The organism is Chromobacterium sphagni, from assembly GCF_001855555.1.
Classification (GTDB): domain Bacteria; phylum Pseudomonadota; class Gammaproteobacteria; order Burkholderiales; family Chromobacteriaceae; genus Chromobacterium; species Chromobacterium sphagni.
This window is the reverse complement of the sequence record NZ_MKCT01000017.1, coordinates 318,239-332,325: the sequence shown is the minus strand read 5'-3', so window position 1 is coordinate 332,325 and position 14,087 is coordinate 318,239. Positions and strand designations below refer to the sequence as shown.

General features: G+C 64.0%; 12 protein-coding genes. 6 read left to right on the top strand and 6 right to left on the bottom strand.

Features of this window, described 5'->3' with window-relative positions; genetic code table 11:
• The 4 genes from BI344_RS09800 to BI344_RS09785 form a co-directional block, all read right to left on the bottom strand.
• Positions 1-624, bottom strand: coding sequence for a 2OG-Fe(II) oxygenase (locus BI344_RS09800; protein WP_071112756.1), 624 nt, complete (start codon positions 622-624; stop codon positions 1-3).
• Between the two features lie 92 nt (positions 625-716).
• The gene (locus BI344_RS09795) at positions 717-1,163 is read right to left on the bottom strand and encodes a GNAT family N-acetyltransferase (protein ID WP_071112755.1); all 447 of its coding nucleotides are present in this window, start codon (positions 1,161-1,163) and stop codon (positions 717-719) included.
• 76 nt (positions 1,164-1,239) lie between these two features.
• Positions 1,240-2,160, bottom strand: coding sequence for an alpha/beta fold hydrolase (locus BI344_RS09790; RefSeq protein ID WP_071112754.1), 921 nt, complete (start codon positions 2,158-2,160; stop codon positions 1,240-1,242).
• A 58-nt stretch (positions 2,161-2,218) separates the two neighbouring features.
• Entirely contained in the window at positions 2,219-3,436 is a 1,218-nt protein-coding gene (locus BI344_RS09785) for an MFS transporter (RefSeq protein WP_071112753.1), read from the bottom strand.
• A gap of 60 nt (positions 3,437-3,496) precedes the next feature.
• On the opposite strand from BI344_RS09785, the gene BI344_RS09780 reads away from it, so the two are divergent.
• Positions 3,497-5,203, top strand: a complete 1,707-nt coding sequence (locus tag BI344_RS09780; protein WP_071112752.1) for an ABC transporter substrate-binding protein — start codon at positions 3,497-3,499, stop codon at positions 5,201-5,203.
• 116 nt (positions 5,204-5,319) lie between these two features.
• Entirely contained in the window at positions 5,320-5,745 is a 426-nt protein-coding gene (locus BI344_RS09775) for an Hsp20/alpha crystallin family protein (protein WP_071112751.1), read from the top strand.
• An 80-nt stretch (positions 5,746-5,825) separates the two neighbouring features.
• On the opposite strand, the gene pepN is transcribed toward BI344_RS09775, so the two are convergent.
• Together pepN and BI344_RS09765 are read right to left on the bottom strand one after the other, a co-directional pair.
• Positions 5,826-8,444, bottom strand: a complete 2,619-nt coding sequence (gene pepN, locus BI344_RS09770; protein WP_071112750.1) for an aminopeptidase N — start codon at positions 8,442-8,444, stop codon at positions 5,826-5,828.
• A 94-nt stretch (positions 8,445-8,538) separates the two neighbouring features.
• Positions 8,539-10,332 carry a M61 family metallopeptidase gene (locus BI344_RS09765; protein WP_071112749.1) on the bottom strand — a complete coding sequence of 598 codons (1,794 nt, stop codon included), beginning with the start codon at positions 10,330-10,332 and terminating at the stop codon, positions 8,539-8,541.
• A 458-nt stretch (positions 10,333-10,790) separates the two neighbouring features.
• Here BI344_RS09765 and ccoN point away from each other — a divergent pair, with 458 nt between their 5' ends.
• The 4 genes from ccoN to ccoP are packed head-to-tail and all read left to right on the top strand — an operon-like array spanning position 10,791 to position 13,970.
• Positions 10,791-12,215, top strand: coding sequence for a cytochrome-c oxidase, cbb3-type subunit I (gene ccoN, locus BI344_RS09760; RefSeq protein ID WP_071112748.1), 1,425 nt, complete (start codon positions 10,791-10,793; stop codon positions 12,213-12,215).
• A 19-nt stretch (positions 12,216-12,234) separates the two neighbouring features.
• Positions 12,235-12,849 carry a cytochrome-c oxidase, cbb3-type subunit II gene (gene ccoO / locus BI344_RS09755; protein WP_071112747.1) on the top strand — a complete coding sequence of 205 codons (615 nt, stop codon included), beginning with the start codon at positions 12,235-12,237 and terminating at the stop codon, positions 12,847-12,849.
• A gap of 3 nt (positions 12,850-12,852) precedes the next feature.
• Positions 12,853-13,044, top strand: a complete 192-nt coding sequence (locus tag BI344_RS09750) for a cbb3-type cytochrome oxidase subunit 3 (protein ID WP_071112746.1) — start codon at positions 12,853-12,855, stop codon at positions 13,042-13,044.
• Complete coding sequence (ccoP, locus tag BI344_RS09745) at positions 13,041-13,970, top strand: cytochrome-c oxidase, cbb3-type subunit III (protein WP_071112745.1); 930 nt, start codon at positions 13,041-13,043, stop codon at positions 13,968-13,970. The genes BI344_RS09750 and ccoP overlap by 4 nt, the downstream gene beginning before the upstream one ends.
• Positions 13,971-14,087 lie beyond the last annotated feature (117 nt).

Genomic DNA, 14,087 nt, shown 5'->3' with positions numbered 1-14,087 from the left:
CTACCACGGCAGGCTGCCGCGGCGGTACCAGCCGGTGACCGACAGCCGCTGCCGGCGCGCCGGCAGCACTTCATGCCAGAAACGGTCGGCAAGGAACAGCACCAGCGTGCCGGCTTCCGGTTCCACATCAACATGCTCGCCGCAATCGCCGTCCAGATACAGGCGTATCTGGCCGCCGCTGTCCGCCGGCCAGTTTTCGTTGAGGTAGAACACCGTGCTCAGCATGCGCGCGTCGTCGTCCTGGAAGCGGTCCAGATGCTTTTTATAGAAAGCGCCTTGCGGATAGACGGCGAAGTGCGACTCCAGCTCGGCCAGGCCCAGGTACAGGCCGCGGTTCACCGCCTGCATGATTTCATCCATCGCCGAATGGTAGGCCCGCACGGCCGGCAGCTCCGCCACCTGATCCAGCCACAACACGGAATCGGAACGGATCTCGGCGCGGCGCGCCTGGCCCCCGGCGCGGCCTGTTGCCGCCTGATGGAAGCGTCCCTCATCCCACACTTGCAGGCAGGCTTCGCGCAGATTACGCGCCAGCTCGCCGGGCAGCGCTTGCGGAATAACGACCCAGCCTTTTTCGGCCAGGGTGTCGAGTACGGCGTCGAGATCGAATTGCAACTGGGTCATGATGGTCGCGCTAAAAAAACGGGCTGACGCTTTCTACCACAAGCCGCGCCGCAAGGCCAATGCGCGGCGTCAAACTTCCGGCAGGCGGGTGCTCAAGCGGACAGCTGCGCGCGGTAGACCAGGATTTCGTCGCCATGCTCATCCCGCTCGCCATTCGGCAGGAAGCCACAGGCGCGGTAGAAGCCGTGGGCGCGGCCGGCAGGGTCGGGATTGGCCGCCAGCCACACCCGATCTTTGCAAACGGCGGCTATCGTCCGCTGCAGCAGGCCCTTGCCCGCCCCGCGTCCCTCATGCTGCGGCAACACCGCTAGCACCAGGATTTCGCCGGCACCGATGTCGGCCAGGCAGAAGCCGACGATGCGCTCCGCCGCCAGGCAAACCCAGCCTTTCACCGCTCCTGAGTCCAGCGCCTCGGCCATGCCTTGCGCGGTAATCCCCAGCGCAGCCAGTTGCTCGCGGCTGAGCGCGTTTTCGCGCGTGGCGGCGCGCACCTCGAACAGGGTGTCGATATCGTCGGAGCGAACCATGCGGAACATCATTCAACGCCACCTTGTCTTGTTTAAAGATCGAATGGCGATGGACCTCGGCCGCGGCCGACTAGTTTCCGGCGCGCCGTCAATAGTTCTCCGCCACTTTGTCGCGCCGTCCGGCCAGCCAGTCCAGCGCCAAGGGGAAATGGTCGCGCGGCGCGTCCGGGTGAGTCAGCAGCGACACGTGGTTGTAGTCGTGCAGATGGCCGGCGCGGCGCGACAGCAGATGCAGGCAGGACACATGCGGACCGGACTCGTCACGGAAGCGGCGCACATCGTCCGGATGGCCGCGGCAGGGGTCGTTGGCAGCGGCGAAGTACAAGGCCGGCGGCAGGCGGCTGGCGCGCGCGGCGGCGGCGTAGTCGAAGCCGTCGTCGCTATCCACCCAGGGCTTGGGCTGCGCCCACAGCATGCTTTGCAGATGGCTCTTGTCGCTCTCGTCGTCGGCGCCCAGCCGGATGCGGCGCGCCGGCAGGTAGCCGCAGGCGCGGATCAGCCAGCGCGAGGCGATGTTCCACATGAAATCCACCTCGACCAACTTGTTCAGGTTGCTCACCCGCACGCTGCGCTTGGTGCCGAAATAGACCAGGCTGGCCACCTCGGCCGCGATCTCCGGAAAGCGCACCAGGCAGCTCGTCATGTGCACGCCGCCCCAGGAATGGGCGATCCAGTGCAGCTTCTGGCTGCCGCTGCGCCTCTGGATGAAGGCGTGCAGTGCCGGCAGGTCCTCGCAGATGGTTTCGGTCTGGCCATGGCGCGAGGCGCGGCTGATCTTGGGAGTGCTGCGGCCCCGGCCACGCAGGTCGGCCACGTACACGTCGTAGCCGGCATCGGCCAGGTAATGCGCCAGCCCCTTGCCGGATTCGGTATAAAAGGTGCGCCCATTGGCCATCACCCCATGCACCATCAGCACCGGCTCGCCACCCCGGCGGCCGCAAACACGCTTCAGGTACAGCTGTTCGCCGTCGCCCACCGGCACAAACAGATCTTGCTGCAGTTTCTCCATGCTCTCCTCGCTGGGTCATGCCGTCGCCGTCTGCGCGGCGATTCAAGCAAACGCTTGATCATGACAAAGAACCCGGCAAGACGGAAGCGCCGCACGCGCCGACGGCCTGCCGCCGTTGCAAACGCAGCCGCTCGCTGTAAACCGCCAGCCCGACGCCAACCAGACACAACAAGGCCATGGCGGCAAACACCAGCATCGATGGTCCGTGCGCCAACAGCACGCCCACCAGCGCCGGCCCCAACGCGCTGCCCAGCGTGGCCAGGTTTTGCGCGCCGTAATAGCTGCCTTTCAACGCTTCCGGCGCAATGGCGTCGATGTACAAATACTCGGCCGGCACCAAAACGATTTCCCCCAGGGTGAACAAGGCGATCGCCGCGCACATCATGGGCAAGCTGTCCGCCCAGCCCAGCCACAGCATGCCGGCGCCGATCAGCAGGAAGCCGCCGATGATGGCGCGCAGCAAACGCTTAGGCTTCAGCAGCCGCCCCAGCGGATACTGCAGCACCACCACCACGATGGCGTTGCAGCTGATCAGCACCGACATCCAGCGCATCGCCTCGCTCTCCCCCATCCGCGTCAGCAGGTACAGCGGCAGATAACTGGAAAAACGGCCATATACCACATTGGCGCACAGGCTGCTGACTGTGAACCACACCAGCACCCGGTCGCCGCCCAGCGTGCGCAGCGTAGCGGCAAAGCCCTCCGGCATCGCGGACGGATCGCGCCCGGCATCCGGCAGCCGCGGCTGCGCCAACCAACCGGCCAGCGCCAGCAGCCCTCCCAGCCAGAACGGCGCCAGCTCGCGCCATGACAACAGGCCGCTGCACAGCATCGGCCCCAGCGCCCAGGCGACATTGGCCAGCGTGTAGCGCATGGAAAACGCCTTGCTGCGCTGTTCCTCCGCCGCCAGATCGCTCAAGATGGCCTTCACCGCTATGCCGTACACCACCATCGCCAGCTCTCCCGCCGCCAGCGCGGCAGTCACCAGCCAGAAACTGTGGCCGTACGGCAGCAGCAGGCTGCCTATTGCCATCAATACCGCCGCCGCCCCCAGCGCCGGCCCGCGCGGCAGCCGGTCCAGCCAATAACCGCCGTACAGGCCCAATAGCGCCGAGACCAGCAGCACCGCAGCCAACAGCGTGCCGGTAGCCTGCAGCGACAGCTGCAGTTGCTTGCCCAGCGTCAGCACCAGCAAAGGGGAGATCACCGCCCGCGACAGCGACAACAGAAAAGACGACAGCAGCACGCGGCGCAGCACCGGGGAACGTAATGACACGGCAACACCTTGAAGATAAAAGCAACGCATGGAGTATTGCCGAAAAAGCGGAATGTAAAAATGGATATAATCCACAATAAATACTTCCGCTTTTATTTCGAGACCGCCATGCGCCTGCAACAACAATACCAGCTGCTGTACCAAAACTTCGGCGGCGCGCCGGCCCAACCCGGCCTGCCGCAGCTGGCGGCGCTTTGGCAATGCAGCGAACGCAATGCCCGGCTGCAGCTGGCGCGGATGCGTGAACGAGGCTGGCTTGCCTGGCAGGCCGGCCGCGGGCGCGGCCACCACTCCACCCTGCAACTGCTGCAAAGCCCCGATCAGCTGGACTGGCAGCAATTGCAGCGGATGCTGGCACAAGGCCAGCTGGAGCAGGCGTTTTCGCGCTTGCCGCCGGTCAGGCAGGAACAATTGCTGGCCAGCATGCCCCTGCACCTGGGCGCCAGCGACAGCGGCCGCAGCCTGCGCATTCCGATTCCGCACGCGCCGCTGACGCTGGACCCGCAGCAGGTCAACTCCCGACTGGAGGCCCACCTGGTGCGGCAGATCTTCGATCGGCTGTGCCGCCACGACAAGCAGGGCCGGGAACTGCGGCCGGCGCTGGCCCACCACTGGGAAAGCGATGCCGCTGGCAGGCATTGGCGCTTCTGGCTGCGCCCCGGCCTGCGCTTCCACGATGGCTCCCCGCTGGACGCGGAAACCGCCGCCACCAGCCTGCTGCGGCTCAAGCGCTCCGACAACCCCTGCCACCCGCTTTACGCCCACCTGCGCGACATCGGCATCGACGATGCCTTGTCGTTCAGTTGCCGCCTGACCGAGGCGGACTACCTGTGGCCGCAGCGGCTAGCCTCCGCCAACGCCTCCATCGCGCCGCTGCGGCGCGGCGCCGACTTCGCGCGCATGCCAGTGGGCAGCGGCCCGTTCCGCGTCGAGCTGCACAGCCCGCAGCGGCTAAGGCTGGCCGCCTTCGAGCAACACTATCGCCAGCGAGCGCTGCTGGATGCGATAGAGCTATGGATCATCCCCCCTCCGGCCGAACAGGGCTTCCACCTGCGGCTGGAATACGGCAACCAGCGCGGCGCCACCATGCTGCAATCGGCCTGCACCTACTTGCTGCTGCGCCCCGGCAGCCCGCGCATACCCGACCGCCAGCGTCTGCCGCTGATGAGCTTCCTCGCCTCGCCGCATCCAGTGGCCGCCAACGCCGACCGCGCGCCGGCGCACGGCCTGCAACCAGGCTGGGCCCACCCGCGCCCGGCGGCGCACCAGCCGCCCCGTCTGCCAGCCCGGACGCTGACGCTGTTCCATTACGACCTGCCCTGCTTCCCGCCGCTGGCCGCCGCGCTGGCCGAACGGCTGTCTCTGCTGGGCATTACGCTGGACATCCGCTGCCTGCCGCGGCGCGAGTTCTTCGCCCCCGCCGCCTGGTCCTCTCAGGCCGACCTGATCCTGTGCAGCGAGCTGCTGCACGATGACCGCGACTTCGGCATGTTCGAATGGCTGAGCGGCTGCTGCACGCTGTCGCTTGGCCTGGCGGAAACGACCTTGGCCCGCCTGCGCGCGCAAATGCACAGCCTGCAGGCCGAGCCAGACTGCGCCGCGCGCCAGGATGGGTACCGCCGCGCCGGAGACTGGCTGGTTAGGGAGGGCTGGATGCTGCCGCTGTCGCACGAAACGCTGGGCCACGACGCCAGCCCGCAACTGGCGGGACTGCAACTGGGCGGCAACGGCTGGACCGACTTCGCCGGGCTGTGGTTGCGCGGCTGAATTGACCTCGATCAAATCCGGCCGCCGCCGCCTCTTGAATCCGGCGCGGCCAGCCCCTATCTCCGTAAACGGGACGGCAAACCCGCCGTAAGCCGATGAACTGAAAGGAGATTGAGATGAACATGCTGCCCACCCGACACAGTCTGTTTGACGAGATTTTCCGCGACTTCACCCCCGGTTTCCTCGTCAAGCCGCTGCATGGCGACGCGCTGCCGGCGCAGATCAAGATGGACATCAAGGAGACCGAACAGGCTTATCAGGTCGCGGCCGAACTGCCCGGTGTCGGCAAGGAGGACATCCAAGTCGAAATCGACGGCGCGCTGGTCACCATCAAGGCCGAGGTCAAACAATTCGATCAGGACCTTCAGGAGCAGCGGCCGCTGCGCAGCGAACGCTACTACGGCATGGTGTCGCGCAGCTTCCAGCTGCCGCAGGACATCGACCGCGAGACCGCGGCGGCGAGATTCGATAACGGCGTGCTGAATCTGACCCTGCCGAAGAAACGCAACGGCGGAACCGGTCGACGGCTGCGCATCGAATAAACGCCGCCACGCCATTGCGGCAACAAAAAACGCGCCGGCAAGCCGGCGCGTTTTTCATGTCGCCATCCATAACCTTAAGATCAGGCCAGAATCTTGGACACGATCTCGTAGACGTCTTTGGACAGCTCGGCCTGCTCCATCCGCTGCAGCTCGGCGCGCATCAGCGCCTGGCGGCCCGGCTCCAGCTTTTTCAGGCGGCGGAAGGCGCGGGTGAGGCCGCTGGCGCCCTGCGGGTTGATCGCGTCCAGCTCCAGGATGCGGTCGGCCAGGAAGCGGTAGCCGCTGCCGTCGGCAGCATGGAAATAAGCCATATTGCCACCGAAGGCGCCAAGCAGCGAACGCACCTTGTTGGGGTTCTTCATGCTGAAAGCCGGATGCTGCAACGCCGCCTGCACATGCTGCAGCGTCCCTGGCAGCTGGCTGCCGCCGATCAGGCCGAAGAACTTGTCCAGCACCAGCGCATCGTTCTGCCAGCGCGAAGCGAAAGCGGTGAAGCACTCGTCGCGCTCTTCGCCGTCGCGGTCGCGCAGCGCCAGCAGCGCGCCCATCTGGTCGGTCATATTGTCCGCCTCCAGGCACTGCTTGGCCGCCATCTCGGCCGGCCAGGCGTCGTCGAGGCGGTTCAGCATCCACAGCGCGCGGTTTTTCAGGCTGCGCCTGCCTGCCTCCTGCGGCTTGTAGTCGCGAGTGAGGTTCATTTCATATGCCTCGCGCCATTCGCCGCGCAAGGCCTGCGCCAGTTGGTCCAGCACAAAGTCGCGCACGCGGTGGATGATGGCCGGATCGGCCGCGTCGACCATTTCCAGGATTTCCGCCTCGGTCGGCAGCGTCAACATCAGCGCCTTGAAGGCCGGATCGGCGGCATGGTCCTTCAGCACCGCGCGGAAGGCGGCGACGAAGGTTTCCGACAGCTTCAGCTCGCGGCCGGCGCCGGCATCGGCGATCAGTTGCTTGAACAGGCGCTCGGCGAAGGTCTGGCCGGCCTCCCAGCGGCAGAAACTGTCGCTGTCGTTGGCCATCAGGAACACCAGCTGGTCGTCGCGCCAGTCGTACTCCAGCTTGACCGGGGCGGAGAAGCCGCGCAGCAGCGACGGCACCGGCTCGGCCGGAATGTCGACGAAGGTGAAGCTCTGCTCTGCGGCCTTGACGTTCAGCACGCGCGAAGCGCCCGCCGCCTCGGCCTCGCCCTCCAGGCGCAGCGGCAGGTCCTTGCCGTCGGCGCCCACCAGGCCCAGCGCCAGCGGAATGTGGAACGGCAGCTTGTGCTCCTGCCCCGGCGTGGCCGGGCAGCTTTGCTTGACGGTCAGGGTGTAGCTGCGCTCCGCCGGGCTGTAGCTGGAGCTCACGGCCAGGCGCGGCGTGCCGGCCTGGCTGTACCACAGCGCGAACTGCGTCAGATCGGCGTCGTTGGCGTCGGCCATTGCGGCGCGGAAGTCGTCGCAGGTGACGGCATGGCCGTCGTGGCGCTTGAAGTACAGGTCCATGCCCTTGCGGAAGCCATCGCGGCCCAGCAGGGTTTCGTACATCCGCACCACTTCCGCGCCCTTCTCGTACACGGTCATGGTGTAGAAGTTGTTCATCTCGATATAGCTGTCCGGGCGGATCGGGTGCGCGGTCGGGCCGGCGTCCTCCGGAAACTGGCTGGCGCGCAGACCTTTGACGTCCTCGATGCGCTTGACCGCGCGGCTGTTCATGTCGGCGCCGAATTCCTGATCGCGGTAGACGGTCAGGCCTTCCTTCAGACTCAGCTGGAACCAGTCGCGGCAGGTGACGCGGTTGCCGGTCCAGTTGTGGAAGTATTCGTGGCCGATCACCCGCTCGATGCCTTCGAAGTCGGTGTCGGTGGCGGTGTCCTGCCGCGCCAGCACATACTTGGTGTTGAAAATGTTGAGGCCCTTGTTCTCCATCGCGCCCATATTGAAGTCGCCGACCGCCACGATCATGTAGATGTCGAGGTCGTACTCCAGGCCAAAGCGCTCCTCGTCCCACTTCATCGAGTGCTTGACCGACTCCATCGCGTGCAGGGTCTTGTCCTGATCCGCAGGTTCGGTCCAGATTTCCAGCTGAACCTCGCGGCCGCGCATGGTGGTGAACTTGTCCTTCAAGGCCACCAGCTTGCCCGCCACCAGCGCGAACAGATAGGCCGGCTTGCGATACGGGTCCACCCATTTAACCCAGTGGCGCTTCTTGTCCACCATGCCTTCGCCTACCTTGTTGCCGTTGGACAGCAGCACCGGGTACTTCTGCCTGTCGGCCTTGATGGTGGTGGTGAACTTGGCCATCACGTCCGGACGGTCGAGATAGTAAGTGATCTTGCGGAAGCCTTCCGGCTCGCACTGGGTGAACAGGTTGCCGCTGGAAGCGTACAGCCCCATCAGGCTGGTATTGGCCGCAGGATCCAGCTCGGTCTCGATTTCCAGGATGAAGCTATCCGGCGCGCTGCGCACGGTCAGCACGTCGTCGGCCAGGCCGTAGCGGCTGTCGTCCAGACGGTCGCCGTCCAGCGTGACGCTCAGCAGCCGGGCGCTTCCCTCCAGCGTCAGATCGGCGGCCTGCGACTGGCCGTTGCGGGTGATCACTAGCCGCGAATGCACGCGGGTGGCGCTGTCCTCGATATCGAACACCAGATCGACGCGGTCGATCAGAAAGGCCGGAGCCTGATAGTCCTTGCGATACTTCACTTCTGGCTGCTGGGCCATGAAACCTCCTTTGGGCCGGCGTCCCCGCCGGTCTCTTTGATAGACCTTGCGGCGCCGGCCATGGCGCCGCATGCGTTTATTCTTGATTCCGGCCTCAGCGGCCGGCGATCCACTTGCCGCCTTGCGGCTGCAGCTTGAGGCGGCAGGTATCGGCATCGGCAGCCTGCAGCGTCAGCTCCAGCGTCAACAGCTCGTCGCGGCGGAAGGCGTGCAACTTCACCTTGTCGCCGGCGGCGTAGCGCGCCAGCTGCTTGTCCAGGTCATGCGCGCGCAGCCGGTCCAGCGCCACCACCACGTCGCCGCCGGACAGGCCGGCCTTCTGCGCGGCGCCGCCGTCGAACACCTGCGTCAGCTTGACGCCGGAAGCGTCCGCAACGGTTTTGGCGCCCAGGCTCAGCGGCGCCGGCTTGCCGGCGAAGGCGTCCACCACGCCGCCGCGGTCGGACGCGCCCTGCCCGGCTTCAAATTTCAACTCCACGCCCTGGCTTTGCAGCAACTCGGCCAGCGGCAGCTCCTGGGTGGAGCGCAGCGCCAGGTCGAAGAAGGGTTTGAGCTTGAGGCCGGTGGTCTCGATGGCGATCTTTTCCCACTCATCCTCTTCCAGACCCTTGCCGTCGGCCAGCCATTTGGCCCACAGCGCGCGCATCACGTCGTCCAGCGACTGTTTGCCCTCGCTGTCGCGGCGGATCAGCAAGTCCAGCGCCAGCGCCGCCAGCGAGCCCTTGGTGTAATAGCTGACGATGCTGTTGGGGCTGTTCTCGTCCTGGCGGTAGTACTTGGTCCAGGCTTCGAAGCTGGATTGCTCCAGCGTCTGCTTCAGTCTACCCGCGCCGCGTTGCACGCCGGTGATGGTTTCCGCCAGCAGGCCCAGGTAGCGCTTCTCGTCTATCAGGCCGCTGCGCACCAGCGCCAGGTCGTCGTAATAGGAGGTGATGCCCTCGAACGCCCACAGCAGGCGGGTATGGCCCTCCTGATTCAGGTCGTACGGCGCGAACGCCGCCGGCTTCATCCGCTTGACGTTCCAGCTGTGGAAGTATTCGTGGCTGATCAGGCCCAGCAGCTTCAGATAGCCGTCGCTGATCTCGGCGACGCCCGCCGCCGGCAGGTCGTCGCGGTTGGCCACCAGGGCGGTGGACGCGCGGTGCTCCAGCCCGCCGTAGACATCCTTGCCAACGAACAGCATGAACACGTAATGGTCGAACGGCGCCGGTTTGCCGAACATTTCGATCTGGTATTCGCAGATTTTCCTGGTGTCTTCGGCCAGACGCTTGAGATCGCCCTGGAAACGGCCGGAGACGACGAAATCGTGCGGCACGCCGCAAGCCTTGAAGCTGACCTTTTGGAAATCGCCCAGTTCCACCGGATGGTCTATCAGCTCGTCGTAGCAGGACGCCTGGTAGCGGCCGAAGCCGGACTTCTTCTTGACGTCCGCGGCGGGCAGGCTGGTGGCCACTTTCCAATCCGCATAAGACTTTCCTTCCGGCGCGTGGATGTCGACGCTGCAGACGTCGTTCTCGTAGCCCTCTGCCGCCAGGAACACGCTGGTGCCGTTGAAGAAGCCGCGCTCGCCGTCCAGATAGGCGCCGCGCACCGACAAATCATAGGCATACACCTGGTAGCTGAGCGTCAAGTCGCCTTTGACCGGCGCCGCCTGCCAGCGGTTTTTCGCCAGCTGCCGCACCTCCACCGGCTTGCCGGCCGAGCTGGCGGACAAGTTGATGATGTGCTTGGAGAACTCGCGGATCATATAACTGCCGGGAATCCACGTCGGCAAAAAAAACACCTGGCCGTTCTTGGCCGGGTGTGTCACGGTGAGGCTGACTTCAAATACATGCGCCTCCGGCGAAACGGGGAGCAGCGAATAATGCACGGGTAGGGACTGGGTCATGATCGGCCTGCAAGCGTTGCAAAACTTGATGATTCTAGCATTACCGCGGATTTCGCGGCGTCACTTGTGCCGCATTGATCCATATCAAGGAGCGTTGCCGATAGGCCAATACAATTGCATGAGTGGCAACATGAACTGTTCGCGTTGCTACCCTTGAAGTATCGCAAGTAAAGACATGCAGGAACCGATCCATGCCGGCTATGCAACTGGCTCGCAAATGGCAATTGATTTAGAATAACGGCATTGTTCGAGTGGAAATTTGGTGCTGTCGGAAAGGCTGGCGAAATGCTAATACAGACATCAAAGCCTATCAGTACAGGTCAAGCACCTGGTTCAACTTCTAATAGATCGGTTCCCCGCGGCTTGCTACCTGATTCTGCAGATTGGGATGCAAAAAGAAAGTTCAAGCCGCCATGGTTTGTCATGTTCTGAGTTAGCAACCTTGGAGAAAACCTTAAATGGAAACGCAATCCACTTATAACTATAAGGTGGTGCGCCAATTTGCCATCATGACCGTTGTTTGGGGCATAGTCGGCATGTTGGTGGGCGTCATCATTGCGGCCCAGCTGGTATGGCCCGAGCTCAATTTCGGGCCGTGGTTCCACTTTGGCCGTCTGCGCCCGCTGCACACCAACGCAGTCATCTTCGCCTTTGGCGGCTGCGGCCTGTTCGCCACTTCCTATTATGTAGTGCAGCGCACCTGTAACGTCCGCCTGATTTCCGACAAGCTGGCAGCCTTCACCTTCTGGGCCTGGCAGCTGGTCATCGTGCTAGCCGCCATCACCCTGCCGCTGGGCTTCACCTTCGGCAAGGAGTACGCCGAGCTGGAATGGCCGATCAAGCTGCTGATCGCCGTCACCTGGGTGGTGTACGCAATCGTGTTTTTCGGCACCATCGCCATCCGCAAGGTCAAGCACATCTATGTGGCAAACTGGTTCTACGGTGCCTTCATCCTGGCGGTGGCGCTGTTGCACATCGTCAACTCCGCTTTCGTGCCGGTGACGCTGTGGAAATCCTACTCGGTCTACTCCGGCGCCGTCGACGCCATGGTGCAATGGTGGTACGGCCACAACGCCGTGGGCTTCTTCCTGACCGCCGCCTTCCTCGGCATGATGTACTACTTCGTTCCCAAGCAGGCAGGCCGTCCGGTGTATTCCTACCGCCTGTCCGTGGTGCACTTCTGGGCGCTGATCTTCACCTATATGTGGGCTGGCCCGCACCACCTGCATTACACCGCCCTGCCGGACTGGACCCAATCGGTCGGCATGGTGTTCTCCCTGGTGCTGCTGGCGCCGTCTTGGGGCGGCATGATCAACGGCATCATGACGTTGTCCGGCGCATGGCACAAACTGCGCACCGACCCGGTGCTGAAGTTCCTGGTGGTGTCGCTGTCGTTCTACGGCATGTCCACCTTTGAAGGTCCGATGATGTCGATCAAGACCGTCAACGCGCTGTCCCACTACACCGACTGGACCATAGGCCACGTGCACTCCGGCGCGCTGGGCTGGGTGGGCTTCATCACCATCGGCTCCATGTACTACCTGATCCCGCGCCTGTTCGGCCGCGACACCATGCACAGCGTCAAGCTGATCGAGGCGCACTTCTGGCTGGCCACCGTCGGCGTGGTGCTGTACATCGCCGCGCTGTGGATCTCCGGCGTCACCCAGGGCCTGATGTGGCGCGCTCTGAACCCGGACGGCACGCTGACCTACGCCTTCGTCGAAGCGGTGAAAGCCACCTATCCCTACCACTTCGTGCGCTTCATCGGCGGCGCCCTGTACCTGTCCGGCATGTTGCTGATGGCCTACAACACCTTCCGCACCGTATCCTCCGGCCGCGCGGTGGACGCCAAGATTCCGGCCATTTCCGCACAAGCGCACTGAGGGGGCGAAAGACACAATCATGGACAAAATCCAGAAACTGATAGAAGAACACGTGGGCTGGCTGATCGTGCTCACCCTGCTGGTGGTGAGCGTGGCCGGCCTGGTGGAAATCCTGCCACTGGCCTTCCAGAAATCGGTCACCGAGCCGGTTGCCGGCGTCAAGCCCTACACCGCGCTGCAGCTGGCCGGCCGCGACATCTACGTGCGCGAAGGCTGCTACAACTGCCACTCGCAGATGATCCGCCCGTTCCGCGCTGAAACCGAACGCTACGGCCATTACTCGGTAGCCGGCGAATCGGTGTACGACCACCCGTTCCAATGGGGCTCCAAGCGCACCGGCCCCGACCTCGCCCGAGTCGGCGGCCGCTACTCCGACGAATGGCACCGCGTGCACCTGACCAATCCGCGCGACGTGGTGCCGGAATCGAACATGCCCGCCTTCCCGTGGCTGGCCAAGAACCTGGTCGACGCCGATGTGATGCCGCTGAAGATGGAAGCGCTGCGCAAGGTGGGCGTGCCGTACAGCGATAAGGAAATCGCCGAGGCCAAGGCCCAAATCGAAGGCAAATCCGAAATGGATGCGCTGGTCGCTTACCTGCAAGGCCTGGGCCTTGCGCTGAAGAATGTGCGCTGAGCCATGGACTGGGTTACGTTAGGACGTTCGCTGTTCACCGTGGTCTGCTTCGCGTTCTTCATCGTGGTGCTGATCATCGCCTACAGCAAACGCTCCAAAGGCCGCTATGAGGAGGCAGCCAACCTGCCTTTCCTTGACGACGACAAGGTGCAGGAAGCCGGAAAAGAGCAGGCTTCCAACGGAGCAAGAAAATGAATCAATACCTGAGTGACTTCTGGAGCATCTGGATTTCCGTGATCGTGCTGGGCGGCCTCGTCTGGCTCACTCTGCTGGTATTCACCCAGTCCAAGACCACGGTCAAGAAAGGGGAGGAAGTCGAGATCACCGGCCACGTATGGGACGGCGATCTGGCCGAGTACAACAATCCGCTGCCGTTCTGGTGGATGCTGATGTTCTACCTCACGCTGCTGATCGCCATCATCTACCTGGTGCTGTACCCGGGACTGGGCAACTTCAAGGGCCTGTTCGGCTGGACCTCCATCGACCAGTACAAGGTGGAGCGCAGCAAGGCCGAAGCCAAGTACCAGCCGCTGTACGACAAGTACCTGAAGCAGGACCTGAAGACGGTGGCCGCCGATTCCCAGGCACAGGAAATGGGCAAGCGCCTGTTCCAGACCTACTGCGTGCAGTGCCACGGCGCCGACGCGCGCGGCGCCAAGGGCTTCCCCAACCTGGTCAACCACGACTGGCTGTACGGCGGCGAGCCCAACACCATCAAGACCACCATCCTGCACGGCCGCCACGGCCAGATGCCGGCCTGGGGCGCGGTGCTGGGCGAGGAGAAGGTCAAGGACGTGGCCAACTATGTGCTGTCGATTTCCGCCAAAACGCGCAAGTTCGACGCCGAACGCGCCAGCCGCGGCAAGGAAACCTTCGCCACGCTGTGCTCGGCCTGTCACGGCCCGGACGGCAAGGGCAATCAGCAACTGGGCGCGCCCAATCTGACCCACCCCTCCGGCAGCTGGCTGTACGGCGGCACCGAGAAGACCATCATCGAAACCATCACCAACGGCCGCAACAACCAGATGCCGGCCTGGAAAGACTTCCTGGGCGAAGGCAAGGTCCATCTGCTGGCCGCCTACGTCTGGAGCCTGTCCAACAACCCCAAGGCTGAACAGTAAGGCCGGCCTTTGCGCCGCCCGCTCTGGCGGGCGGCGCTCTCCGCTCTCCCGCCCCACCCGCCAGAGGCTTTGGCAGAACCCATCGCCAGGTGAGTTTCGCCAAATCTTCTTCAGGAA

What these genes read in the sequence shown, in the direction of transcription:
- BI344_RS09750 (WP_071112746.1), top strand. Translation starts at nt 12,853, where the DNA reads ATGGACTGGGTTACGTTAGGACGTTCGCTGTTCACCGTGGTCTGCTTC.
- BI344_RS09775 (WP_071112751.1), top strand. Translation starts at nt 5,320, where the DNA reads ATGAACATGCTGCCCACCCGACACAGTCTGTTTGACGAGATTTTCCGC.
- BI344_RS09780 (WP_071112752.1), top strand. Translation starts at nt 3,497, where the DNA reads ATGGATATAATCCACAATAAATACTTCCGCTTTTATTTCGAGACCGCC.
- pepN (WP_071112750.1), bottom strand. Translation starts at nt 8,444, where the DNA reads ATGGCCCAGCAGCCAGAAGTGAAGTATCGCAAGGACTATCAGGCTCCG.
- BI344_RS09790 (WP_071112754.1), bottom strand. Translation starts at nt 2,160, where the DNA reads ATGGAGAAACTGCAGCAAGATCTGTTTGTGCCGGTGGGCGACGGCGAA.
- ccoN (WP_071112748.1), top strand. Translation starts at nt 10,791, where the DNA reads ATGGAAACGCAATCCACTTATAACTATAAGGTGGTGCGCCAATTTGCC.
- ccoP (WP_071112745.1), top strand. Translation starts at nt 13,041, where the DNA reads ATGAATCAATACCTGAGTGACTTCTGGAGCATCTGGATTTCCGTGATC.
- ccoO (WP_071112747.1), top strand. Translation starts at nt 12,235, where the DNA reads ATGGACAAAATCCAGAAACTGATAGAAGAACACGTGGGCTGGCTGATC.
- BI344_RS09795 (WP_071112755.1), bottom strand. Translation starts at nt 1,163, where the DNA reads ATGATGTTCCGCATGGTTCGCTCCGACGATATCGACACCCTGTTCGAG.
- BI344_RS09800 (WP_071112756.1), bottom strand. Translation starts at nt 624, where the DNA reads ATGACCCAGTTGCAATTCGATCTCGACGCCGTACTCGACACCCTGGCC.
- BI344_RS09765 (WP_071112749.1), bottom strand. Translation starts at nt 10,332, where the DNA reads ATGACCCAGTCCCTACCCGTGCATTATTCGCTGCTCCCCGTTTCGCCG.